Origin of the sequence: Pseudoalteromonas sp. S16_S37 (assembly GCF_014694405.1) — a bacterium.
Taxonomy (GTDB): Bacteria; Pseudomonadota; Gammaproteobacteria; order Enterobacterales; family Alteromonadaceae; genus Pseudoalteromonas.
Genome location: NZ_JAAUWV010000060.1, coordinates 1 through 24,502, shown reverse-complemented (window position 1 = coordinate 24,502; position 24,502 = coordinate 1). Strand labels below are relative to the sequence as shown.

The following is a 24,502-nucleotide window of genomic DNA, read 5'->3' as shown; positions in this document are numbered from 1 at the left end:
AGGTGCAATCGGCAATTCCTTGCATATTGACTCGACACTGTAATGCTTGCGGTAAGCATCAATAAAAGCCACGCTTATTTCTGTTTGCGGTCGAGTTCCGCTTGGGCGAAAAAAGCGGCGGCCTGCCTCAAAATATCATTGGTTCGCTTGAGTTCTTTATTCTCGCGCTCTAGTGCAGCCAGCCGTTCTTCAGCTGATAGTGAGCAAGGAGATGGTTTAGACGGCTGAGCTTGGGACTTTTTAACCCATGCTCTAAGTGTTTCTGGAGTACACCCCAGTTTATCCGAAATCGATACTAACGCAGCCCACAGTGAGGAATACTCATGCTGTTGAGTAGTAACAAGCCTAACTGCACGTTCACGAAATTCTGGTGTATAGCGATTTGATTTTTTCATAGTTCCAGTTTCTCAAGTTATTGAGTCTCTGGCAAACTCGGGGCGATTCATACAGTATATAAATATATTTATACAAAACCAAGAGATTAGATTAATCTTTGTTAACAACAAAGGTTAACTTTAACATAAGGGCAAAAAACTATTCCGCACTTTTGTGCTTTACGTAAACATTGAATAAGTACTTGATTGGGAAGCTTAACAGAATACAACCTGTGATTATATTAATCGCTGTCGAGGCAATGCTATAAACATGGTAATCATACAATACATTGATATCTAAATAGCCGCGCAAAATTAGCTGAGTGTAATTCAAAACCACAGCACTCAAAGCGCAGTACATGCATACCCTCGCATACAGCGAAAAACGGCACCCTCTTACTCTATGCACAATGTAAAGTGTCAGCATGGACAAAAACGTTGTACACATAAGGAAAATGTAAAAGATACGTCTCCGGTCAATGACATCCATGCTTAGTTCAGCTACGTCATATACGAATGGTGTAATATGGACGCTACCCAAAGCGCCTAGAAATGTGCTCACTAGACAGGAATATAACTGGTGGTCTTGTGGTGTTTTTAAGCTCGCTTTATCAATCAGCGAAAAGCGCGTGCCGTGATATAGATAAACAAACAGTGTCAACAAAAACGCGCTGATCTCTATCGTTAGAGTAATAGTGTCTGTGACTTTTAAGTACTCTTTCATCTAGCTTTCCTACAGCTATACACTCTCATTCATCAGACTTATATGTAATTTGTACAGCCTAAACCAGCGTGATTTGTATGTGCTTATTATTTTACAACTTTAAAATTCGGTTTATTAGTCTTTTTAGGCTGACTTGCTGAGTCTTCTTGGTCAACACTAGATGATTCATATTCCACGGTCTCAGCATGCAATTCACTGACTTTGGACAGAGCTTGTCTTACACTGTGTTGCTGGGCATGATCTTCTTGCTCTTCTAGCGCTTCCCCAAGTTCCATCATAATATGATAGGCTTGGCTTTGTAGTTGATCAGGCGCATCATCATCTACATCTTTGCCTAGCACCAACTTATGCAGTTTTTTTTCAAACTTCAAACGCTTTTGTCCGTGAACAACCGACATAACGACGAGCCCGAATGAAATTACCATAAGCACAGAGCCTATGATCAATGGCTGCATAATGACCTCTCCCTTATTGTTAAAACTACACTATCTATTCATTTAATTATATAAGAACCTAAAAATGTGCTATTTGCTTCCATTGCCAAAATGATCACCTAGGTATTATGCAATATTCGATTGGAGCTATTATCCTATTTATCAAAAGCGCTACGATGTTAAATCTTCTTTGCTTCGGTAGCAATAGAACGACCGCTTTACATACAGTTTTTTACATATATGTTAATGCCGAGTATGGGAAGGGCTTACTTTGGCGAGCGTAAAAGCTTTCCGAAAAAGCTAATTAAGTTAAAACTAAAGCCTCGATTTTTTGCAATAACTCATTTTGCTCAATCGGTTTTGCAATATAGCCATCAAAACCAACTTTTTTGTACAGCCGCTTATCTTCTTCGTAAGCATTTGCGGTCAACGCAATGATAGGTATTGAAGGTGAGATTTGTTTTATAATTTTACATGCCTCAACACCATCCATAATCGGCATCTGAATGTCCATTAAAATTACTTGGGGCACTTGCTGCTTAACCGCATCTACAACTTCTTGACCATTACTGGTCATGCTGATATGTGCATTTGTAGGTGCCAGCATCGCCCTAACAACCGTTTGGTTTATATCGTTATCTTCTGCTATTAGGATAGAAATCCCGCTAAAGTCAAATTGCTCAGTGGCACTGTCTTCTTCCTCTGACAAATAGTGAGTTTTAATCAAGGGCAGCGTTACCGAAAAAATACTGCCTTTATTTGGCTCACTTTGTACATCAATCGAGCCATGCATCATAGCAACTAGGGAGTGTGTTATCGCAAGCCCTAATCCTGTTCCACCATATTTCCGGGTCGTTGATTTATCAGCTTGTTCAAAACGATAGAAAAGACGGCTAATCTCTTGTTGGCTCATACCAATTCCGGTATCAACAACATGGATAATCAAATATCCCGATTCTTCCAATTCTCTGAATAAGACTTCCACTTGCCCTTGTGCGGTAAACTTAATCGCGTTTGATACTAAGTTTAATAAAATTTGTCGAACTCTAACTTCGTCACCAATCCAATAATCGCTCGATAAATCCTTGTCAAAGCCTAAAGAGATACCTTTATCAAAGGCGACCACCGACAGCTCTGATTTTAAATTTTCAATTAATCCACTTAAATTAAAGGGCTGTTCTTCCAAGGTAAGTTTACCCGCCTCTATCTTGGAAAAATCCAAGATATCATTGATGATGGTGCTCAACGCTTTAACAGAATAAATACCTTTCGCCAGTAACGTTTGCCCTTGCTCCCCCAATGATTCTGCTTTGAGCAATTGTAATGTGCCATACAACCCATTCATTGGCGTGCGAATTTCATGACTCATGTTAGCTAAGAATTCAGATTTGGCCCTAGTCGCTTGTTCTGCTTGCTCTTTTGCTTCTGATAGGGCTTTTTCATGATTTAACTGCTCAGTTAAATCATATGCAATCCCCAAAAAGCCAAACAAATTACCTTGCTCATCTTGCAATGCGGTAATGCTTAAGCGGACTTGAATATGGTGACCATCTTTAGCGACATAAGTCCACCGATTGACGTCTTTAACCCCAGTTCTGGCTTTTGCAACAAAACTCTCAAAACCGGGGTCAATTGTTACTCCAAGTTCCTCGCTAAGCTCCCTTGCGTGTTCTATCACTTCGGTTTCTAAATGGAAAATAGCGGGGGTTGCTACACCCACTAGCTCTTCGGCTTGATAACCTAGTAACTGCTCAGCGGCGGGATTAAATAACGTGATTGTCCCAAATTCGTCTGTCGCAATAATTGCATAGCTGGCAGACGTCAGAATACTCCGTTGCAGTGTGTTGGTTTTTTCGACTTCTTGTGTTCGCAGTGCCACTTCGTTTTCTAACTTAAGATTCGCCTGCTCTAAGGCAACTTCCTTCGCTTTTGCAATCTCAATTCGTTGTAGTTTTATTTGCCTTCTTTTAAGTAACATTCCTTGTACGCTAAAAATTAGGACTACCAACATCAGGATCGTGACGGCAACAGGTAGTGTTACTTCCAAAGGAGAGACCAGATCGAGTGCGTAAACAAATGCGGGAGTGGCATAGATAGACACAAGCCATCTTCTACCAAACATATCTATCTGCTTACTGGCATTAAATTGCTCAAGCTTATGTCGAGTTTCACCATGAGTAAAAAAAGTAACTCCCTCGTCCGGTGTGACATCCGAGATAGCTAAAATCACATTATCACTGAGTGTTCGAATTGAGGATAAAACCTCATCGATTAAAATGGGTGAATAGCTCCATCCCACCAATGTATCAAGCCTGTCACTGGCTTTATCTGGAAAACCCGAGCGATATATCGGCAGCAAGATTAAAAACCCCTGCTGAGCCTTTTGATTCGCCTGCACTAAGGTAATGGGAGCTGTTAAACGAGCTTCATTATTCATTGCAGCTTCAATGGCCGCACGTCTGCGCATTGTTTCAGAGCCAATGTCCAAACCTACAGCACTGGCATTGCGCCTTTCAGGTTCTATAAATTGAATGATAAAACGACTTTGATCATGAGGGGTAAGCTGCTTTAGCGTAAATGATTTATCTGGCCTTTGCTGCTGCGCTTTAAGGATAAACGCCTGTTCATCTTGTGGCTTAACAAAGCGGATAAAGCCAAAACCACGCGCTCCAGGAAACTCACTGTTGAAATCTCTGACTCGCATGTAGCGTTGCATTGCATAGTAGTCAAAGGTATCAACGCCTACAGCAGATATTGCGCCACTTAGGCCAAACAGGCCGTATTGATACAACTCAACCCGCTGCTCAACGCCAGTGGCAACAAATTCGAGCCTTTCAACCAAAGCATCATGTATTTTTTGCTCCCGAAGCTGAGATGCTCGCTCATATACCACAACACAATAAACTACCCCAGTCACAAAAATGAGTAACGGTAACATCCACAGCACCAATGCAGTAGAGCACTTCCTCTTTGGTTTGAACAAAAAGTCATCCATTAAAATATTGCTCTTTAAGTCAGTGGGTTAGTTTGCAAAAGCGTATAAATTTTATATTCCCAAACTCAGCTCTGAGTATAGATTTTATATAGGCTGATGCAAATTTGTTTTGAGTAGGTTAACTTAATGATTCACTGTACAACGTTGCGCATTGTCAGCTGTACAGTAATGATACTCTAGAAAGTAGCTTGGTTTTTCAGGTCGCTGTTTTTTGGTTATGTACTCATATAACAGCTGTGCAGACAATTGTCCCATGGCATAGGGGTTTTGTCCTATATTCTCAGTAGAAAGGCCCTGTGATAAGGCTTGTAGCTGAATGTTTTCTGTATCAGCAGAGATAATGGTTATGGTTTGATCTGCTATCTTGGCTTTAAACGGTGTAAGCGTTTCAATATAACTAGGACTAAACTGCGCAAACCCTGCCACAGCAACAAAAATAGGTGGCTTTGGCAATTTTATCATGTTCAGTAACTGCGATAGCGCATCGTCTCTGCGCCCCATCGTATATAATGGGCATCGGATATGCTCTTGCCAGCCAGATACAGCTGTTAGCCTGTCAGATTTTCCATTTGACAAGGCATACCTTACGCCACGAATACGCTCGTTTAGATTAGGTGTAGTTTGATGACCAGATTGAATACATACGGACTGTATCGCTTCTTTCTTATATTTTTTAGCCACTTCACCCAGCGCTTTGCCAAAGTCAAAGTTATTTGTGCCAACATACGCCAAACGATATGCGCGATGCTGAGGTAGCAAGTCTGAATCAAAAGTAACCACCGGGATCCCTTTTTGCTGCGCAGCTTTCAAGGCCCCTTCTACCAAATACTCAGAATCGGTGGTAGAAATCATTAGGCCATCTATTCCTTTGTCTATTAGTTCTTTGACAATCAGTACTTGAGTGCGCACATCTTGATAGTCATCAGCCCCATCATAAATACAGTTCAAACCATCATGTTGTTTGGCAAACGCTTCGCAGCCATGAAATGACTGCTCGTAAAAGCTATCATTTTTTGTTTTGCCTACTACCGCAATTTTCAACTGCGCTTGGACATGCCACGCCACACAGCTCAATACCAGTAAAAACAATTTCGTGTATTTCACGATAGCCATTAAACTCTTTGAATATACTGAGTAAAATCAGTTCTACATACCCTTAGGTTACCAACAACACTAAGAAAAAAGAAACAAGTTTTTAACTCTTTTGCCGATTACTTGGACTCCACGTTGACAAAACATACTGATTTTCCCGCCCAAAGCTCTATACACAGTTTTATTTAAATTTTTTAAAAAATAAACCAAATCGTCATACAAAAAAAATACCGTATTAAATTTACACAAATACGGAACAAAAATGAAAACTCTCAATTTATCAACATTAGCAATCGCCACCCTACTTGTTTTAACTGGGTGCAGTGATGGTGATAATGGCAAAGATGGTAACCATGGCATCAATGGCAAAGACGGTGTGAATGGCGCAACAGGCCAAAGTGGTAGTCATGGCACTAACGGCTTAAATAGTTTAGTGCAACAAACACAGTTAACATCAGGCAACCAACAATGTTGGCTTGGTGGTGTAAAAATTGACTCAGGTTTAGATAAAAATAATGATGGGCAATTAAGTAGCGACGAAGTCAGCGACACTTCTTATGTCTGCAACCCTGATAATTTCGCCAGCAGCGGTGTACGGTTACCCTACTCAGTACTTCGAAATGACTTAGAAAATGGCAACGTTGTTGGCGCCACGTTTGAAGTTCGCAATGGCGGTTATGGTTCAGATATGGACAGTCACCCAACTAACCCAATGCAGTTTTACGCACTCACGGATAGAGGTCCAAATGCGACCTTCTCAGGTACTCAGGGTAAAGGTAAGATTTTCCCAACACCCGACTATACACCACGAATAGGCTTATTTGAAGTACAAGCAACTGGCAGTATTAAACTGGTTAAAAACATTCTGTTAAAAGACAAATCTGGCAATCACATCAGCGGTTTACCTAATAGCTCTGCGTTGGGTGGAACAGCTGAAACCCCCTATGATGTTAAAGGCGAAGTGATCAGAGTCGATATGAGCAAGCCTTATGATAAAACCACAAATCCAATTCGCATCGACGACTTTGGCCTAGATGCCGAAGGCCTAGTTGCCATGAACGATGGTACATTTTGGGTAAGCGATGAATACGGCCCACACATTGTCCACTACAGCGCGGACGGTACTGAGCTTGAGCGTATCAACCCATTTAGCAACGATACGCGCAACTTACACACGTTGCCAAGTGAATTTGCCAACCGCTGGGCTAACCGAGGCATGGAAGGGCTAACCATTACACCAGATGAAAAAACGCTGGTTGGTATTATGCAATCGAGCCTCGACAATCCTAGCAAAAACCGCACTGATCTCACTCGCATTGTGACGGTCAACATTGCAACGGGTGAAACCGCACAATACTTGTATAGACAAGAGCAAGGTGCTAATTCTAACTCAGCAATTAAAGCGCTAAGTAACACTCAGTTTTTAGTACTTGAACGTGATGGCAAGTTCTATCACCGCGATAACAGTGCTATGAAGCGCGTTTACAAAATTGATATCAGCAATGCCACAAATTTAGAAACAGTCAGTGCAAATAGCGAACTGGTCCAAGACCACGCTCTAGGCCTACTTATAGCTGGCGAAACACTAGAACAAGTGATCAACAATCGTGCAGATAATGGCAATTACTCAGCCGGTTGGGCAGCGTTAGAAGCCAAGGGTATTGTACCTGCCAAAAAACTTGAACTGGTTGTAGATATGGTTGCAGAAGTTGGCTATCCCCACGACAAAATGGAAGGCCTATGGCTTATTGACAATACTCGCTTGGGTGTCATCAATGATGATGATTTTGCAACTTGGTCAACTGGCGGTGTACTTGAGCAAAAATACCTTGACGATGCAAAGTCCATCGTTGATGGAAATACGCTATATATCATCAATGGCTTGAACATGAGTGCCAACTAACCAGTGATACTTTGGCCGCGCATGCGGCCTTTTTGAATCTAAAAAGGAATGAACAATGAGGCTATTCACAACGCTAATAACTATCATCAGTGGCGCTATTTTCACGCAAAGCGCAGTGGCCAATCCAGATGTTACTTCAAGAGAATACAAACTCTTACTCAACCCTATGTTGTTCAGCTATCAAACTGAAGCAAATCAGGTAAGTAGTTATTTTTCAGCCGCAAAAATTGGTATTGAACAGGCTATTTCTCGCAGTGTCACAGGCTCGCTTTCACTAAACAAAATCCGCACGGTGAAATTTTTTGACACCGTAAATACTTGTCAATTACAACAGATTGGCTATGTATTTCGAGAACGCATTGAAAATGGCAATTCTGAAGTGACCTTGAAGTTTCGCAGCCCAGATCGCTATATCGCCGATTTTGAAGATCTCACATCCCCAACTAATGGCGCAGAAACTAAGTTAGAGGCAGATGTTAGTGCAACAAGTAATGATACTTTCAAAGTCGTCTACAGCCACTCAACTAAAACGCCAAATACTCGCATAATCAACAATTTTAAGGACATAAACACCCACTTTTCAGGTTTTAAAACAAACTACGGGTTTAGCGACTCGACTCCTCTATCTCAAATAAGCAATCTGACGATTCACGAGCAAGTGTATAAAGGGGCAGAAATTGATTTGGGGTCATATGATGCAAAACTAAGTGTTACCTTGTGGTATGCGGGCACACCTAGCGCTCATTCTATTCCTCTCGTTGCTGAGGCTTCATTTAAGTACGAAGATCCCAGTGCAGATTACTCCAAAAAAGTGGTACTACGCGCCAAACAAGCTTTTGAAAGTATGCTCGCACTTACCTCTTGGAACGCCATTAACGGCACAACTAAAACGCAGACGGTTTATCAATACAGTAACGGCTTTTGTACTCAGTAATACTCTTTTCTGGGGATAGGGATGATGTGAATGACTATTTTGAGATTAATAAACTGATAAAGAAACAGTGCAAGTTGTTAAGCTTGCACTGCTATTATTGCTTGCAATCTAGCTTATTGGATCATGGCTCGTAGCCACAACGCCATACACGCTGAGTTCTCACTTCAGTGCGGCAGTTTGTTTGGATAGTGCGAGTGTGTTCTGTGGTTTTCAACACATCACTTTGCAGGGGTAAGCTACCTGAATATGTGTACCAATCTGTACTCTTAGTACCATCAGGTTTAGTGTACCAGTATATACCCGTTTGCATGTCCCATTGTGATGATGGGCAGCTACTCGTCTGTTCTAACACTCGGCTAGTCGAAGAGTAACTAAGATATGGCAATGGAAAGTCTGGCTGATTCCACAAGTGACCAAGACTTAAATATCCGCTGTAACCACAATGCCTTTTCGTCTCAGTGTAGGTTTCAGTTTCTGTATCACATACTTGTACATTACGGGTTATGGTTTCCCAGTAACCACCAATATCACATTGCATGCGAGCTTGCGCAGAGCTTGCGCCAAGTAATAGTAGCGCTGAAATAGCGGCTATATTTGAGGCTTTCATATTCATCCTTATATTTTTTTATATTATTTTTCAACATCATAAATTCAACTTACGCTGTTGTTCTTCTGAAAAAAGTGCTCTGATCTGAGCAAGCTTTTCAAAGTCTGTGTTAACACCAGGACTTGCATAAGGGCTGCCCGATGTACCAAGTTCAATTGCATCTGACACCGAGTAAACATGTGCCGACAGGCGTTTAATCTCTTGCTTTTGGAAGTCGTTTAAATTCAGGCTGCTCAAAGAATTATTCAGCATGCTGAGTTTTTGCTGTACGCTGAGCGTGGCCTGCGCTCGCTCATATTGGTTATATTGTTCTAGCTGCTCTGCGGTGAGTTTATTTTCCAGCGAACGCTGGTACTGAGCACTGTTTTGACGAACTGCGTCCATATAATGTTGCTGATAATAATCACGATTATCAGGCTCAGATTGAGCATGTTCATAAAAGGTTTGCCAAGCGTCAAAATCTGCCTGTGCCTTTGTTGTAAGTAATTGCTCTAAAGCATCATTTTGAGATTCGTCTAACTGCAATTGATTGGTCAGAGAAAACATCACTGGCTGTACGGAAAATACTTGTAGGTTGTTTTTTATTTCTGCCACAGGAACAGCTTGCTGCTCATTTAGGATATCCGTTTGCTCAAATGACTCTGCTGGCTGCGACTGCGATAGATCACCAGATGCAACTGGCAACTCCAACACGGCAACCTGCTCGCGCAAATTAAGATTGGCTTGTTCAAGCTCAGCAATACGTGCAGACAAAACAGATGATGGAGCCTGCTGAGAATCTACAACTGTATTTGCTTTTTGTTCTTGCGGTACGTTCCCTAACCACACATAAGCCGCAACAAAGCCACTGATGAATACCACGGGTAATTTGAGCGCGTTCATGACTATTTGCCTACCTCATATCTGCGTTAAACAATGTTGAAATAAAGCCTTTTAATAAAAGGCTTTGTGGATACAACTTAATATTTAAGGTCAATTTATAAACGATTCAGAGGCATAGTACGCGAGTTGGCTGTATAAGAAACCAGCGATTTATGACAGGTTTTTGCAAAAATAATGAGAAAATGGGTATTGTGGAGGCCTAAATCAAGTTTATGCTCATCCACGACAGCAGAGCCGATTTTGTAAAAAGTAGCCCCTAGAGCATAATTGGGGTGTCGGTTTCGATAAGGTGAGAAAACTCTGCAAATGCTTTTACTTTAAAAGATTGTTCAACTAAACAAGCATCTACAATTCGATCAATGCGAAAAGTTCTAAAGTCCGCTCTTAAATGATCCCATGCGAAGATGTACCACACCGGGTAATTAAAATATAAATAATGTGCTTCAATAATGCGTGTTGTAACGCTGCGCTTTTCATCTTGATAGCGCATTGATAACTGTTTTTGAAAAATAAAAGCGGTATTTAAGGCGCTGCAATCTGAGATAACAGACTTTTCGTACGATGAGTGCACACGCGGAGATGCCATGCTGCCAATGAGGATGCGATGACGTAGACTCGCAATTTTTGACTTTTGCTCGGGCGCTAGCAATGCCATTAACTTATAGCGTATTGACGATAAGTTTTGCATAAACAGGGGGGAGTTGAGTTTTTCTGACATTGCGAGGCTTATCAACAAATCTACGGTTTCATTATCCGTTAGATTAATTTTTCCAAGCCCCCAACTTCTATGTAACCTTACTCCACCCCCTTTACCTTTATCTGCATCTATAGGAAGTCCTCTCTCTCTGAGAATACCGATATCTCGATACAAGGTTCTTGCAGATACGCCCAAAGCTTGCGCTAAGTCTTTAGCTGTTACGAAGTCTTCCGATTTCAGCATACTTGCTAACAAGTCTAATCTTGCTAAATGAGTGTAGGTATTTGCTCTGGCCATAGCTTAATGTGACACAAAATGACAGTTGTATGTTTAGACTAACATTTCTCACAACTGTTGGCATAAGTTCATGAAATTTATTTTATTCATTCACATTTTAGCGATTACTTTTGGAGGGTAGTCCATGACAGCACATAGCATTAATCAACCACAAACGAGTCATTCATGGCACGACTTTGACTTTGCAATTGGTTCGTGGGCGGTGAAACATCGCAGACTAAAAGACCTATTTGCACGCGAAGAGCAATGGATTGAGTTTACTGGTACATCAAAAACCCAACACATATTGGGTGGACAAGGTAATGTCGAGGACAATGTTTTGCATTTCCCGAGTGGCACTTTTAAAGCTGCGGCATTTCGTAGTTACAACCCGACAACAAACAAATGGGCGATTTGGTGGTTAGATGGTCGCTTTCCTGATAGATTAGATGTACCTGTTATCGGGGAATTTAAAAACGGTATTGGCCTTTTCTACGCTGATGATGTGTTCAATAATATCGCAACTAAAGTCCGCTTTATATGGGATACGTCAGACCCCAAAACACCTCGCTGGGAGCAAGCTTTTTCAATAGATAATGGCCATACTTGGAAAACCAATTGGACGATGATCTTTACTCGCGCAAATTAACCTAATCAAGCAAAGTGGCAACCCTTGCTTTGCCACTGTCTCATCGCAATTCAGCTGCTTAATTTTTATAACTTAAACGCCAGCCCAGCTGCACATAATATTAACCATAACCATAAACCATCGAGCACACTTGCGGGCCTATCTAACAAGAACACACAACGTTGATTAGTTGGAGGGCAAACTACATAAGCTGCAAAGCAGAAAAATAACACGGAAATTAGCTCAAGGGCTGATGCCGAAAACAAAGCCATTATGATTGCGACACAACCAAGAAACCAGCCCAAATGCTGGTGATCTACACGGTTACTCGATTTAGCACCAGCATTACTTTGCTTATCAATATGACCGACCATATTCATCCTTGTAAGTTAGCTGTATGACAGCTTGGCGTGAGAAAAGAAAACCCAGCCGGATAGTGATGAAAGCCATCAAAGTCAGCTTTACCAAGTGCCAAACCATTGCTACGCAAAATCGCATAAGCCACTGAGTAATGAAAAATGAAGTTTGGTAACGCGTACATCACCACAAAGTCAGCGCCACTGAGAGAGTTATGGGCAAAACCAGCCTCAAAGCTAATTTGCTGCTGCTCATAACCGACAAAGTCTTGCTCACTCATTGCGTTTAAATAGCCAAGGGTGTCGTCTATTTCTGCAATTAATGCATCAATGCTGGCCTCATCTCGTTTAAAGCTGACGACATTTCTACCAATCAATGCACAACAGCAGCGCAGCGAAAATGAAATCGCGGTTGTTAGTTGTTGATGAAGTACAAACATATCATCACATAATGCCTTGTGTAACATAGGCTCTAGCGCGCTATTGTGCTGCAAAATAGCTTTTATCCTATGTAAATAATGCACAAACGGCTTACTTGGATTGGTCATGGTTTCATTCCTCAAAAAATACATGTGGCGGCCTTGTTAGCGCGAGTTTCAGGTTTACCACCAGGTCTCAAATTGCACGCCAAAATTCGTCCTACTCAATGCTTGGGCCTGTAAATTTTTACCAAGCAACTGGCTCACAAACACGCGCACTACGGGCCTTGTGTAAAATCCTTTATTCTTAGCATATTGATAAGCAAGCGATATTTTACTCATGCGGCTATGTAAGCCATTACTTTGTGTCACACGGTCATGGCTAATATCACTCACCCACGAAAAGTGCGCATTTTGATAACCAATAAAGCGCAGCCCCAGTGCTTGCCAACGGGTATGGTTGTTGAGCCCGCTCGTTTTTGCTATTTTCCTGCGCTCAACAAGCGCAAGCAAACCTAAACTCCAATTATCCTCATCTAACACCAGTTCATTTAAGTACTGCTCTGACTGACTCACAGGTTCAATATTCACTTTAGCGCGAGCCAACTCATGGGTTGCAAATGGCCCCGATGCACGTTTTATCGATGTGCGATTAGTTAGCGTATGGTTTAACTTAGTAGTGAATATTAGGCCAGTTGTTGAGTACGAATGTTCATCATCGCTATGTGCTTTGAGCGCGATAAACTCAGCCGTTGTGTTCGGACTCAACGGTGCTAAGGGTATTACAAATCGCAGATCAAAAGCCTTAATATCATCGCCAAATTCATCACGATAAAAATACGCCAGCGCCGCCTTCATACCACTGTGATGGGGCACTTCAAAGCCGACGCCCTCTCCTTTAATATGATAATACTTGTAATCATACAAATGCGCTTCATGGCGCTGATAGCTACGTTTACCAAGCCAGTATGTCTGGCCGTTTTGTATTTCAAGCTGAAGGTAGCGTTCGTCTTGATAAAGTAACTCGGGTTTATTGTTGGCCACGTCGATAAAGTCCCAACCAACCACACCTTGCAATTTATAGTCGCCCTGTTGCACCGAAGCCTGAAATTGCAACTCTAAAAACCCCTCACACTCATTACCAAATCGCGGTTTTGCAAATGCGCCATCACTGTGCTCGCAAGCAAATGAGGCGCTATTTCCTGTTGCACTCAATACACCGTGACGCAAATAGCCCATGCTATCAAGCTCGAGTGTCGCTGCATTTGCCTGTAACGACACATTACAGGCCATAAGCATGAGAAAAATAACTGCCCAAGAATTAGCGCGTTTCATAGCTTTGGTGTTCACCTAATGGCTTAACTTAGATTTTTTAGGGGGAGACCAAAACACCGAACCAAATAGGATCTTGGGCCAGTATTTAATTGAATTTAATCTAAATTCGTCAATAAACCTGATATATGGCAACAACAAAAAACGGACTGGATTTAAGCAGTAGTCAGTTTTACTACAAAACAATCCCGATTCAGGTATGTAATCAGCAGGCTCTACATAGGTGCCAAATAAACGGTCCCAAAGGGTTAATCTTGCCCCAAAATTAAACCCAGTGCGTTTGTTGTGAGCAGGGTCTTTTGAATGATGTGTGTAGTGCACACCTGTAGTCATAAACACCAAACGCATCAAGCGCAAAGGCTTAAACTTGTTCTCAAGCGCATACAGTGCAACGGAATGTGATGGGTCAACCCACAGATTTATGAGCGCCATAGGCACTAAAAAATAGCCTGCATCAGAAAAGTCATTGGTAAATAATTTGGCAATAATGGGTAAAAACAGCAAACTACTAATGCCTTGCGCATTGAGTAAAAAAAACCGAGGTTCAACTCCGTGTGTTAGCTGGGTTAGATTTTCATTTCTATGGTGGTAAATATGGCCTAAATTCCAAAAAATTCGCACATTATGCATAATGCGGTGAGCCCAATAAAAACAAAAATCGCCAATGAGCGCGGCAAGCAAAAATGCCAATGCACCATTGCAGTTAATCAGTGTCGGCACCGATTGCAACAACGAGTCATACAAGACAAAAAAGTCAGTCAAGGTAAAATAGCTAAAGCTATACACCCCAGCAAACAAAATCAGAGAGTTAACAAACACCATATTAATCATATTGGCATAGTCAAAATCTCGACCAGTGACCTTTTTGAAATACGCTAAGTCAGCCAACCCAACAGCCACACCCCAGACAACCTTAGCGATGGCAATCATGGCAAGCAATTGGTACAACTGCGGATCAATACTCGATATGGCCAATTTATCAACCATATAAAAAATTTCGACCGCCTGAGCGTGCCACGCATCTGTGATGTGGTGCACTTGAGGTTGCCAAATACTCCACCCAACAACCCCTGCAATAATGGCAGCAAGGCACAAAAACTTGTTGCGAGGTAAAGTTAGATCCCAGTGCCAAATCTTTAATAGGTGTTCAATTAACGGCCCACGTGTTAGTGGCCTTTTCAGCGCTTGTTCTTTCACGTTAGTTCATTTCCTTTGTAACGATAAACTAATTAAGCGCGCAGTATACAAAATTAGCTATTGCACATAATCAAAGTATTCAATAAGGTATTATCAATCTGTAGTTGATAATGATTTATAGAAAAGTTGAGTAAATTAACCGAGTTGTCTTGCTTTCATGCCGTTGTTGAACAAGGAAGCTTTATTAAAGCAGCCAACAAACTTGGCTTATCAAACACCGCCGTAAGCGCTTGTGTCAAAAGGCTTGAAAAGGAACTCAATGTGCGCCTTTTAGAACGCTCAACTCGTGTCGTGCGTGTCACACTCGAAGGGGAGCAGTTTTACAATCAAAGTCGCAGTGCGCTCAACCAACTCGATAATGCCTTTGAACGAGCTAAAGAATCATCTTCAACTATGCATGGTAATATTTCTATTGCCGTACCAACCGACCTTGCCCATACGCGCTTATTAGGCCTTATTGAAACATTTTTAGCGAACCACCCTAAAGTTACCTTTCACATTAGTACGTCGGATTCAGTCACTAATATTTATAAGGGTGGAATTGACGTGGCTATCAGGTATGGCAAACCTGACGATTCAAGACTTATCGCCAGAGCTCTTTCGACTAAACCAAGGGTATTGTGCGCATCTGCCAAATATTTGAACACCGTAGATCCTATTACTCACCCTTATCAACTGACGCAACTAAGTTGCATCTGCTATAAAGTAAAAGACAACGTTGATTGTGATTGGACGTTTACTGGGCAAAACGGTGAGGCTATCACTGTTAATGTAACGCCGAAACTCACCACAGATGACAGCTCAATAGCACGAGAGTGGGCGCTTAAAGGTCATGGGTTAATCTATAAATCGGCTGTGGATGTGCATGAAGACTTAAAAAGTGGCAAACTACTTCCGGTACTCACCGATTATACAGGCCAAGCATCGCCACTGCATGCCATCTACCCCTCAGCTAAGTATCAATCTAAACGTGTAAATGAATTTATAAAGCACCTGCTAACGTTTGACTGGTAATAGTATACACTGCCAAGCGTTAGCAACGAGTTAAGAGCTAATTTTTCGCTTTGTGACTGGTTTGTTGTTACTGGAAACTAACGCGCCCATTTTAAAAACCCCTTCACTCACTAATAAGACCGGTAACAAAGCGCGCTTGGGGTTGTGTTGAAAAGCCAGTGACAGGCATACACCCGCAAGTGTTGTCATACCAAACATAAAGACCAAGGCATTAACCCACCCTAGCGCTTCGCTTGCTAAGTAAAAGCCTACAAATAGCGACAACCAACCTGCCAATCGCCTGATTTTTTCGCCTCTGTGAGTCGGTTTGTATTCGCGACCAAGTACACGAGTATATTTTGGCATTGAGAATAAAAATAAACACAACCCTATATAAACCATTAACGCTGTAGCTAATAACATCATGTTGTAACCTCGGAATTAAATTTATCGGGCTGTGCTCGCGGCATTTGCTCAGCAGCCCCTTTCACTTTGTTGGCAATGAATAAACACACCAGTGCTGCACTTAAATTGGTGAGATCAAAAGCAACGTACACCCAATCGGCATTGAGTGTACTGGCCACTAAACCCCGACTAGTAGTTATGCCGTTGATAACAGGCACTAGCAAAAATAAGACACTGGCACAGAGCCATTGCTGATACCAAGCTATCTGACTCTTGCTTTGCCATGTTAAACGCATGCCATGCACTAAAAACATCAACCACGTGATGAAAAAGCAGTGGACTTCCCACTGTGCGCGCGCATCAAGACCCAGTGGCAACAATCGATTTGCTAAAAAATACACGGCCACTGCAGCTGGTAAACCAACGATGGTGCCAATATTAAGCCCTTCGGTAAGCTTAAAGCTAAATGGCACACCTTGAGGGTTGTTCAGCGCCTTTGTGCGACGCTTTTTGGTCCACAACACCATGCCCGAAGCTATCATTACACAGCCCGTCAACCCCGATAAAAAGTACAACCAACGGATAGGTAAATTGGCAAAAATACCCTCATGCAGTTCTAACAAAACCGAGTGCACCCGACGTACACCGCTATAATGAGGCTGGTAACTGAGCACTTCTCCCGAAATTGCACTCATCACTAATTTGCTACCATCGTTGCTGGCATCTGACAGCTCAGGTGAAAACACCGCTACGCTATTTACATCGTTTGGGTGATAAATACGTATCGCATAGTTCGCTTGCTCATTGCCTTGACGCTCTAAATACACACTGGCATTGTGATACAGCTCAGTTAAAGGCAACATAGTTGCTGTTTTACCCAACGCCTCAGTGGGCGCTGAATTTTTATAATACTCATCAAAAAACTGCTTTTTACCTTCATCTCCAAAACCATAACTGGCATTGAATACAAAGGGCACATAGGTAAATGTGAACATGACTAGGCCTGAGTAGGTGATCATCAAATGAAACGGCAGACTCATCACACTCATTAAATTATGACCATCAAGCCAAGACGTCGCGCCCTTATTAACTCTAAAGGTAAAAAACTCTTTGAATATTTTTTTATGAACCATAATGCCCGTTATTAAACCCAACAGCATAAACAGGGTAAACACGCCAACAAAGTAGTATGCCAATTTAGTGGGAATGTAGTGCAGTCGATAATGCATGCGATATAGCGTTTGTCCCCCTCCCGTGGCACGGCTTTTCAGTACTTCTCCCGTGGCAGCATCAATTTGCAGGCTTGTGCGCACAAGCTTACCTTCTGCATTTTTTTGCTGATAACCAAGGAAAAGATGAGGCTCGGTGCGAGAGATGGGCAAGTAAATACGCCAATCTTTGGCATCTTGGCCGTAAAGCGTCAGATGCTGTTGCGCGCTATGCAATGCCGTTTGCACACTGGCCGTGTTGCGTGGCAGTTCAGGCTTCATCCATGCATCAATTTCACTATCAAAGTAACCCAAAGTACCGGTCACAAAAATGAAGTACAAAATCCAGCTTACAACAATGCCGGTCCAAGTATGCAACCAAGCCATTGACTGTCTAAAGCCGCTTCTCATATTGCCTCCAACGCCCAGTTAAGCATGCTGTGACATGCTGCCATTGCAGTCATTAGCATCACACTTAAATACGCCACCTTTTGCCATGATTTAGCAGCAAAGGCCCACATAATGTACGCAGTATAAATAGCAAAACTGAGCATCGACGCGGCGGCCACCGAATCAGCTTTTGACAACGGAAGTATTTGAGAAATAACAATACTCACCAAAGCCGTCAGCGGATATCCAAGCGCGACAATCACCAACAAGCGAAGGAGCACTTCTTGATTGCATCTTATTTTTGATAGGCATGTTTGGATCATGGTTACATTGCAATTTAAATTCATAATTGCAAATGGTAACAATTATTGATTCTATTTGTAATCTTGTGCCGAAATTATTTTTCTACCGCGTGTATTTCAATCTGAATTATGTATTTAATGTAAATAATGTATGCCGTTGCTTTGGTGTTTTCTTGAATAAAAGTTAAACCTGCCATTACCCTATTGAATATTGATAATGATAGTAGTTATCATTTGCATATTATTCCATTAAGCTGTAATTCCCCTATGAAATTGTTTAAATTATCTGCGCTTGCCTTAGCATGTGCGACCTCTTCACCTTTGGTTTTAGCTACAACTACCCACTCTGCAGATCAGAGCGATATCGAGACAATCAGCGTATATGGCCGCCAAAATCAGGTTGTTTTAAACTCTGGCCTTGCCACCAAATCAGATATGTCACTGATGGAAACACCTGCGGCCGTTGTAGTGGTAGACAGCGAGCTGTTAAGCTCGCAAGTGATCACCAACTTACAAGATGTGGTACGTAACATAAGTGGTGTCACTCAAGCAGGTAACAACTATGGCATTGGCGATAACTTAGTGATCCGTGGTCTTGGTGCCAACTATACCTACGATGGTATGTATGGCGGCGCAGGTCTAGGTAATACCTTTAACCCTACCCGCTCAATGACCAACGTAGAGTTTGTTGAAGTATTAAAAGGGCCTGCAACAGGGCTTTATGGTATGGGCAGTGCCGGTGGTGTGATCAACCTAATTGAGAAAAAACCGCAATTTAACGCCGCGCATTCAGTCACTGCCGAAGTGGGCCAATGGGATACTTATGCGCTTGAAATGGACTCAACCGATGCACTGACCGAGCAGTTGGCATACCGCGTATTGGTTAAATCGGCACGCAGTAACGGCTATCGTGATCTAAATAACGACCGCGATGAAGCCTACGTAAGCTTTAAATACGTACTCAACGAAGGTCATAATGTGATGCTTTCAACGGCGTATATTAACGATGGTATTGCAGTTGACTCAATCGGCCACCCTATTCGTATTTTTAATTCAGCCTCGGTCGGCGGTAAAACCGCAGGTGAAGTGACTTGGCAAGACCTTGTTAACGATCCAAACGACGCGGGCTTGCAGCTCAGTGATGCGCAACGTCAACAGTTAACGGACTCTCTAGCCAGCAATGATGGCTTAACCCCTTATTCTTTTGGTCATAATGGCATTATTTCTCCCATGGCCAAAGACAATGAAGGTGAGGAGCTACGCATTAAGCTGACTCACAACATTGATATTACTGACCACTTGTACTTTAACCAGCAATTACAATATCGTGATTATGACTCAGGATTTGCTCGCCAAACGGGTGCTTACAACTATGTTTACTGGGAGCGTAGAGGCAAAATCAACGAAGAGCCACGAGCCCCGCTTGTGCTTGACGGTGAGCTTTATCCGTTTGCAGCACGTCGCCAAGAATATCGTAAAGTAGAAGCCAATGAGCGTTCATGGCAGTATTTTGCTGATTTACGTTACGACTTTACCTTCAATGATATTGATAACGAGTTTTTAGTGAATGCCAACTACGAAGACCGTGATATTCGCTTTAAACAATACTCAATATACGATGCCGATAAAGTGATTAAAAACGCCTCTGGCGAGGTGATCTATCAAGGCTCATTACCTTATATTTTAGACATTCGCACACCAAACTGGGCTGAGGGAACATTTGAAGATCACGACCCGCTCAATACCAGTAATTACAACAAAACCGTGAGTGCTTGGGGTGTGGGTGCACAACACGTGGCGTACTTCGATTTTGGTTTAACTACTCGAGTGGGCCTTGCTTACAACGAAATTGAGCAAAGCTATGAACACTTGGGAGTTGATGCACGCTACAGAGCCAGCGCTGCCAAACCAAAGCCAGAGCAAGACACCTCTGACAATGGCCTTACCTATAATTTTGGTATGACTTACATGCCAACAGATAACCTCTCGTTGTTTGCAAACCACTCCAAAGGCCGCACAGCTTACAGTATTTTGGGTGAGGTATCTGGTTCCGAGTCTGACAGAGAAGATACCGAGTCAATCAGTAATGATATAGGTATGCGCTTAAAAGCGTTTGATGATCAGCTGGTTGCTTCACTTGTGGTGTTTGAGTCAAGTCGTACCAACTTACGCTACAATAACCCGGATTTTGAAGAAGGTGTTTCTTCACAGAACACTCCTCGCTATTTCTACAACGGTAAAGAGCAAACCAAAGGGGTTGAATTAGATTTAAATGCATTTTTAAATGAACAGTGGAAAGTGAATGTTAACGCCGTTTATCAAGATGCGCGCGATCAAATGGACCCAACAAATACCTCATTTGACACACGTCAAAAAGGCGTGCCTTATGTCACGGTTGGCAGCTGGGTGACCCATTCAAGTTATGCCTTTACCCAAGATACACCTGTAGATATTAGCTTAGGTATGCAATACGTGGATGAGCGCAGCACGCAATCCGACTCATTTGGTATTCCTGATGGCTATGTACCTGGCTATACGGTATTTGACGCGGCAATCGCGTACAACACCAAACATTGGGGTGTGCAGTTAAAGGTGAACAACTTGTTTGATAAGTCGTACTACAGCAAAGCCATGTTCCTAGGCGGCATGCCAGGTGAAGAACGTAACGTGCTCGTTCGCGCTCATTACACCTTCTGATGGATTTGAAGCATGTTTAACGCATAAATGTGTGGCGTTTTCGCATGATGAGGTTCTGAAACAAGTTCACAGTGACGACATGAAATTATAACGATAAGACCGATTTAGGATGACGACAGTACTCACATACACACGCTGTCGTCATCCTGACGAAGGTCAGGATCTCATAAGTAAATAGCCTAGTTTACCTTTTTGCATACAACACACCTGCCAAATGAATCCCGATTAACCACCACATGGCTTGTTGTAGCAACAGGTGAATCTCATGAAACTGACTAAAAGTGCTGAAATAACCTTCTTTTTGTGCGCTCAGCTCAATACCTAAAATATTCAGCGGCAGCTCATAGTGAGTCACCATAGCTATACCCGTGCCAGCGAGAAGAAAAATACACACGTACAATAAGCCATGAACCGTGTTGATAAAAATACCATGGCGCCTACTTTGTGGTGTCATTCGAGGCAACGTTGTTTTGAATCGCAGTGTATATAACACTCTTGAGAGGATTATGACGATCAGAGCAAAGCCAGCGGTTGCGTGTCGCCTTTTATTTGCCAATCAACATAATGAATTTGACTAGACAAAACCATCAGCATATAAAGCAGTAAAAGCGCGCTTACCCAGTGAAGCCCGCGATCCATTAAGTAGGTTTTAGATAACATAAAAACTCCATTTTATATTAAAAAACAGCATTATAGTGCCATTTATCTTCTATAAACACTACTTTGAAATCCAGCTAAACGCCGCGATCAGCTCAGCTAGGATTTAGCCGCTTTTGAAAGATAGCTGCATGTTTCCCGAAAGGGATAAACTGAAATAGCAAACGTCATAGTTAAATTGCAAAGCCAAACTGTAACAATGTATAACGTCTTAAGCTCATGGTAATCAAAGTATCCTCTGGCAACCAATTCAAGCATCTTAAGAACAATATGAATACATGCGATATATAAACAGACACGTGAAGCAAGAGAAAATAAACAGCCTCTGAGACGGTGCCAACAAAACAGCACGAGTGTAAATAAGAAGAAGTTCATAATTCCTGTCAAATAAAAAACGATTATTCTATCGTGAACACTCGACATAAAAATGTTGAGAAAAAACTGTGCTATTTCTGATCCCAACATATGGAATAAAAACACACATAGCGCAACCATAAAGCCCGAAAAAAAATAACTGTAAACCGCTGTAATTGAAGGAATCTTATAACAGGATTAGCATATATCACTCGAATAAATGTTAAATAGGTGATGTATGAGTGCCATAGCCAAAGCAGTCGGCAAGCTAGTGTTAAAAACTGCGTTAAAAGCCATTTTTAATAGCCGCAAAAAAGATACCAAAAACACTGAATTATTGAATCGCATTGACGCAAAAATTGATGTGTTTAGTGACAACGTCGACCGGTTTACTGACATCTACCTTTCTTTATCTGAACGCCGAGAATTTAGAGCCGTTATGAAGGCGGCTGAGCCTGAGTTTAGTCGACTTATTAAAGCAAAAAATAACAGTGCTGAAAGTCTAACTCGGGACACTCATCAATTTTTTGAAAAGCTGCCCAAAAAATTGCCTGTTGCCTTTTTAACCGATGAGATCCAAAAGTATTTCGATGACATAGGTAAGGCAAACTACAGTGACTGTACCGCAGTTTCAATGGCAGCCGCTGAGTGGCTATCTCTTACACTCACCTTTGAAGCCTATAACGAAGGTCGCTCAGAATTTAAAACCAATAATAATAGTATTCGAGCTAAAAAGGCCATTGAATTGATCCAAATTCGTCTGAGTGAATTTGAAGGTCTATTAGAATGTATTGACGTAGATAAAGCTCCGGGTAAAGATATCGACTGGTCAAACGCAACCAACATTGAGGCTGCTCTTACCCGTGCGCTGAGCAATATTTGCTATGACAAGTCAAAGCGCATATTTATTGAACGACTCACCGCAGGATACAAGGCGCATGAAAGCGCCATACACAAGGTGCGAGCAACTTTTGCAGAAGACTTTAAAAAGTATGTAAACAAAGAAAACTTAGTCGGAAAAATGTCTTCCAACCCAGAATCATGCGTAGAAGTCGTTGAGGCACTCAGTGCACGTTATCCTAGCTATGAATTTGCAGTATTTTTAAGCGGTGCACATAACGGATCTAGAGAGTTTGCATTTACGACAGGTAAGTCGTGTCATTATATGAGTAACTGGCGTACCAAAACGCAGGATGGACAACGAAATGTCGGCATTGCTACATGGTCGATCCACGATATACTCAACGCAGATATTCCGCCTGTCGAAGATAGCATACCATCTGAGGCCCATGTAACAACGCTTAAAAAATACACTCAGGATTTAAATGTATTGGCTGACAGGGCAATAGAAAACGTTGCAGCTTTGAAAGAGGCTGACGCATACACGTGTGGATTTTCTGTATTTAGAAGCAAAAAAACACATAACCCTGGTTATGGTTATAGAGAAAATAGCAAGTTAGAGAGAAAAAACATATCGTTTCCAACTCTCTCCGAAAAGAGCTTAATATCTAAAACAAAAGTGATGACCAGAGCTACATATTACGAGAAAAGCCGCTTTTATTTTGCCATTAGCGATGGCCTTATATTCTCACCACAGTCTTACTATTACCCATTTATGCAGAATGGTTCGTGGTGGGTTTATGACTACTCAACAGGGATTTTTGTTAGACCCAAATAATGCTTACCTCACTCATGCTAAAGCTAACACCTGTTAGCTTTAGCGCCTTAAAGCGATAACACCTCACCTTGCAGATACCCTAAGCCTTGGCTGCACTTGAGCAACAAAGTGATAAACTCACTTACATGCATTGGCGGAATACGCTGGTTAGGCCAAAGCGCATAAACATTGCGGGTAAATTGGCAGTCTCCAACATACTTAAATGCGCCTTGAGAATGTGCTGTTAGCTGTGCAACTTCACTCATCGGTGCGTGGCTTGTATAGCATCTTGGCAATGTTACGCCTCGCCTTTTATTTGTCATAAGCACCACTTTTGATTTTATCTATGTTTTCCTTAAACCAGCAACAAAACGCCGCTCCGTCCAAAGTGCACTAATAAATTCTTCAATCGCTACATTGTTAACTAATTTATTTGTTGATTAACGCCCAAATCAGTAACATGGTTTTTGCCTATATACCCAATTATAAAGGGATAGGTACGAGAATATTAATAAATTCATACATACCAACCTCTTACGCGAAATTTTTAAAAACAAAATGTTGCTACATGATGTACAAAAGGTTAACATTTGAACCGCTGAGGCTAGGCATGTATGCCACTCAAATAAGGATTGGAACCATGAAAACCTCAATGACATTAAAACTTAAATCAAAAAAGTTAAAAGAACTATCAGCTGAGAATGCAAAGAAAGTGGCTGGTGGTACTCTACACCCAACAGTTCAACCACAAGCAAATGGTGGCTATTGGTATACATTTAGTACTCTAAATTGTTAGGACATATTAGATACAGGGAATTGACATGAATGAATTTTTGTTCGGCTTAGATTGGGCTCTAAAAAGTCTCGAGTTGAATCGCCCCGAGTTCATCGGAGACTAGTTGTTTAAGTCAGGCTACTTTACCTGACTCTTTTAAATTATCATAGAAATCAGCTTCATATTGAGCTGGTGAAATATATCCAATAGAAGA

General features: G+C 41.8%; 25 protein-coding genes and 1 other annotated feature. Of the genes, 7 read left to right on the top strand and 18 right to left on the bottom strand.

The window, feature by feature from the left end; all coding sequences use genetic code 11:
• Positions 1-117 (bottom strand) — a sequence feature (AL1L pseudoknot).
• The 5 genes from HC733_RS18860 to HC733_RS18840 all read right to left on the bottom strand — a co-directional run bounded on the left by HC733_RS18860 (position 75) and on the right by HC733_RS18840 (position 5,640).
• Positions 75-395, bottom strand: a complete 321-nt coding sequence (locus HC733_RS18860) for a transposase (RefSeq protein ID WP_190366552.1) — start codon at positions 393-395, stop codon at positions 75-77. It overlaps the preceding feature by 43 nt.
• A 139-nt stretch (positions 396-534) precedes the next feature.
• Positions 535-1,098, bottom strand: a complete 564-nt coding sequence (locus HC733_RS18855; RefSeq protein ID WP_190366551.1) for a hypothetical protein — start codon at positions 1,096-1,098, stop codon at positions 535-537.
• Positions 1,099-1,184: 86 nt separating this feature from the next.
• Positions 1,185-1,553, bottom strand: coding sequence for a hypothetical protein (locus tag HC733_RS18850; protein ID WP_190366550.1), 369 nt, complete (start codon positions 1,551-1,553; stop codon positions 1,185-1,187).
• A 283-nt stretch (positions 1,554-1,836) separates the two neighbouring features.
• Positions 1,837-4,470, bottom strand: a complete 2,634-nt coding sequence (locus HC733_RS18845; RefSeq protein WP_238937622.1) for a CHASE domain-containing protein — start codon at positions 4,468-4,470, stop codon at positions 1,837-1,839.
• 180 nt (positions 4,471-4,650) lie between these two features.
• Positions 4,651-5,640 carry a substrate-binding domain-containing protein gene (locus tag HC733_RS18840; RefSeq protein WP_190366548.1) on the bottom strand — a complete coding sequence of 330 codons (990 nt, stop codon included), beginning with the start codon at positions 5,638-5,640 and terminating at the stop codon, positions 4,651-4,653.
• Positions 5,641-5,881: 241 nt separating this feature from the next.
• On the opposite strand from HC733_RS18840, the gene HC733_RS18835 reads away from it, so the two are divergent.
• Complete coding sequence (locus tag HC733_RS18835) at positions 5,882-7,522, top strand: esterase-like activity of phytase family protein (RefSeq protein WP_190366547.1); 1,641 nt, start codon at positions 5,882-5,884, stop codon at positions 7,520-7,522.
• A 55-nt stretch (positions 7,523-7,577) separates the two neighbouring features.
• Positions 7,578-8,456, top strand: coding sequence for a hypothetical protein (locus tag HC733_RS18830; protein WP_190366546.1), 879 nt, complete (start codon positions 7,578-7,580; stop codon positions 8,454-8,456).
• 121 nt (positions 8,457-8,577) lie between these two features.
• Here the strand turns inward: HC733_RS18830 and HC733_RS18825 are convergent, their stop codons facing one another.
• From HC733_RS18825 to HC733_RS18815, 3 genes are all read right to left on the bottom strand, one after another.
• Positions 8,578-9,063, bottom strand: coding sequence for a hypothetical protein (locus HC733_RS18825; protein WP_190366545.1), 486 nt, complete (start codon positions 9,061-9,063; stop codon positions 8,578-8,580).
• Positions 9,064-9,099: 36 nt separating this feature from the next.
• Positions 9,100-9,945, bottom strand: a complete 846-nt coding sequence (locus tag HC733_RS18820; RefSeq protein ID WP_190366544.1) for a hypothetical protein — start codon at positions 9,943-9,945, stop codon at positions 9,100-9,102.
• 256 nt (positions 9,946-10,201) lie between these two features.
• The gene (locus tag HC733_RS18815) at positions 10,202-10,939 is read right to left on the bottom strand and encodes a helix-turn-helix transcriptional regulator (protein ID WP_190366543.1); all 738 of its coding nucleotides are present in this window, start codon (positions 10,937-10,939) and stop codon (positions 10,202-10,204) included.
• A 124-nt stretch (positions 10,940-11,063) separates the two neighbouring features.
• On the opposite strand from HC733_RS18815, the gene HC733_RS18810 reads away from it, so the two are divergent.
• Complete coding sequence (locus HC733_RS18810; RefSeq protein ID WP_190366542.1) at positions 11,064-11,567, top strand: DUF1579 domain-containing protein; 504 nt, start codon at positions 11,064-11,066, stop codon at positions 11,565-11,567.
• Between the two features lie 65 nt (positions 11,568-11,632).
• On the opposite strand, the gene HC733_RS18805 is transcribed toward HC733_RS18810, so the two are convergent.
• Genes HC733_RS18805 through HC733_RS23250 form a run of 4 tightly spaced genes read right to left on the bottom strand, consistent with a single transcriptional unit; the run spans position 11,633 to position 14,850 of the window.
• Positions 11,633-11,920, bottom strand: coding sequence for a hypothetical protein (locus HC733_RS18805; protein ID WP_190366541.1), 288 nt, complete (start codon positions 11,918-11,920; stop codon positions 11,633-11,635).
• A 2-nt stretch (positions 11,921-11,922) separates the two neighbouring features.
• On the bottom strand, positions 11,923-12,450 hold the full coding sequence (locus HC733_RS18800; protein ID WP_190366540.1) for a DUF1993 family protein: 528 nt from the start codon (positions 12,448-12,450) through the stop codon (positions 11,923-11,925).
• Positions 12,451-12,504: 54 nt separating this feature from the next.
• Entirely contained in the window at positions 12,505-13,656 is a 1,152-nt protein-coding gene (locus HC733_RS18795; protein ID WP_190366539.1) for a carbohydrate porin, read from the bottom strand.
• A gap of 15 nt (positions 13,657-13,671) precedes the next feature.
• The gene (locus HC733_RS23250) at positions 13,672-14,850 is read right to left on the bottom strand and encodes a sterol desaturase family protein (protein ID WP_190366538.1); all 1,179 of its coding nucleotides are present in this window, start codon (positions 14,848-14,850) and stop codon (positions 13,672-13,674) included.
• 126 nt (positions 14,851-14,976) lie between these two features.
• Between HC733_RS23250 and HC733_RS18785 the strand changes: the two genes are divergently transcribed.
• Positions 14,977-15,864: a LysR family transcriptional regulator gene (locus tag HC733_RS18785; protein WP_190366537.1), complete on the top strand. Its 888-nt coding sequence runs from the start codon at positions 14,977-14,979 to the stop codon at positions 15,862-15,864.
• Positions 15,865-15,894: 30 nt separating this feature from the next.
• Here HC733_RS18785 and HC733_RS18780 read toward each other — a convergent pair whose 3' ends face one another.
• Genes HC733_RS18780 through HC733_RS18770 form a run of 3 tightly spaced genes read right to left on the bottom strand, consistent with a single transcriptional unit; the run spans position 15,895 to position 18,169 of the window.
• A complete protein-coding gene (locus tag HC733_RS18780) occupies positions 15,895-16,269 on the bottom strand; it encodes a DUF3325 domain-containing protein (protein ID WP_190366536.1) in 375 nt (124 codons plus the stop codon).
• Complete coding sequence (locus HC733_RS18775) at positions 16,266-17,867, bottom strand: PepSY-associated TM helix domain-containing protein (protein ID WP_190366535.1); 1,602 nt, start codon at positions 17,865-17,867, stop codon at positions 16,266-16,268. The genes HC733_RS18780 and HC733_RS18775 overlap by 4 nt, the downstream gene beginning before the upstream one ends.
• Positions 17,864-18,169, bottom strand: a complete 306-nt coding sequence (locus tag HC733_RS18770; RefSeq protein WP_190366534.1) for an iron transporter — start codon at positions 18,167-18,169, stop codon at positions 17,864-17,866. Before HC733_RS18770 ends, HC733_RS18775 begins: the two co-directional genes overlap by 4 nt.
• A 246-nt stretch (positions 18,170-18,415) precedes the next feature.
• Here HC733_RS18770 and HC733_RS18765 point away from each other — a divergent pair, with 246 nt between their 5' ends.
• On the top strand, positions 18,416-20,845 hold the full coding sequence (locus tag HC733_RS18765; RefSeq protein ID WP_190366533.1) for a TonB-dependent receptor: 2,430 nt from the start codon (positions 18,416-18,418) through the stop codon (positions 20,843-20,845).
• 184 nt (positions 20,846-21,029) lie between these two features.
• Here the strand turns inward: HC733_RS18765 and HC733_RS18760 are convergent, their stop codons facing one another.
• Positions 21,030-21,338, bottom strand: a complete 309-nt coding sequence (locus tag HC733_RS18760; RefSeq protein ID WP_342366036.1) for a cytochrome b/b6 domain-containing protein — start codon at positions 21,336-21,338, stop codon at positions 21,030-21,032.
• Between the two features lie 20 nt (positions 21,339-21,358).
• On the bottom strand, positions 21,359-21,505 hold the full coding sequence (locus tag HC733_RS23035; RefSeq protein WP_203219222.1) for a hypothetical protein: 147 nt from the start codon (positions 21,503-21,505) through the stop codon (positions 21,359-21,361).
• Between the two features lie 589 nt (positions 21,506-22,094).
• On the opposite strand from HC733_RS23035, the gene HC733_RS18755 reads away from it, so the two are divergent.
• The gene (locus tag HC733_RS18755) at positions 22,095-23,534 is read left to right on the top strand and encodes a hypothetical protein (RefSeq protein ID WP_190366532.1); all 1,440 of its coding nucleotides are present in this window, start codon (positions 22,095-22,097) and stop codon (positions 23,532-23,534) included.
• A gap of 47 nt (positions 23,535-23,581) precedes the next feature.
• Here HC733_RS18755 and HC733_RS18750 read toward each other — a convergent pair whose 3' ends face one another.
• Positions 23,582-23,836, bottom strand: coding sequence for a hypothetical protein (locus HC733_RS18750; RefSeq protein ID WP_190366531.1), 255 nt, complete (start codon positions 23,834-23,836; stop codon positions 23,582-23,584).
• A 317-nt stretch (positions 23,837-24,153) separates the two neighbouring features.
• Here HC733_RS18750 and HC733_RS18745 point away from each other — a divergent pair, with 317 nt between their 5' ends.
• Positions 24,154-24,309: a hypothetical protein gene (locus tag HC733_RS18745; RefSeq protein WP_190366530.1), complete on the top strand. Its 156-nt coding sequence runs from the start codon at positions 24,154-24,156 to the stop codon at positions 24,307-24,309.
• Positions 24,310-24,502 lie beyond the last annotated feature (193 nt).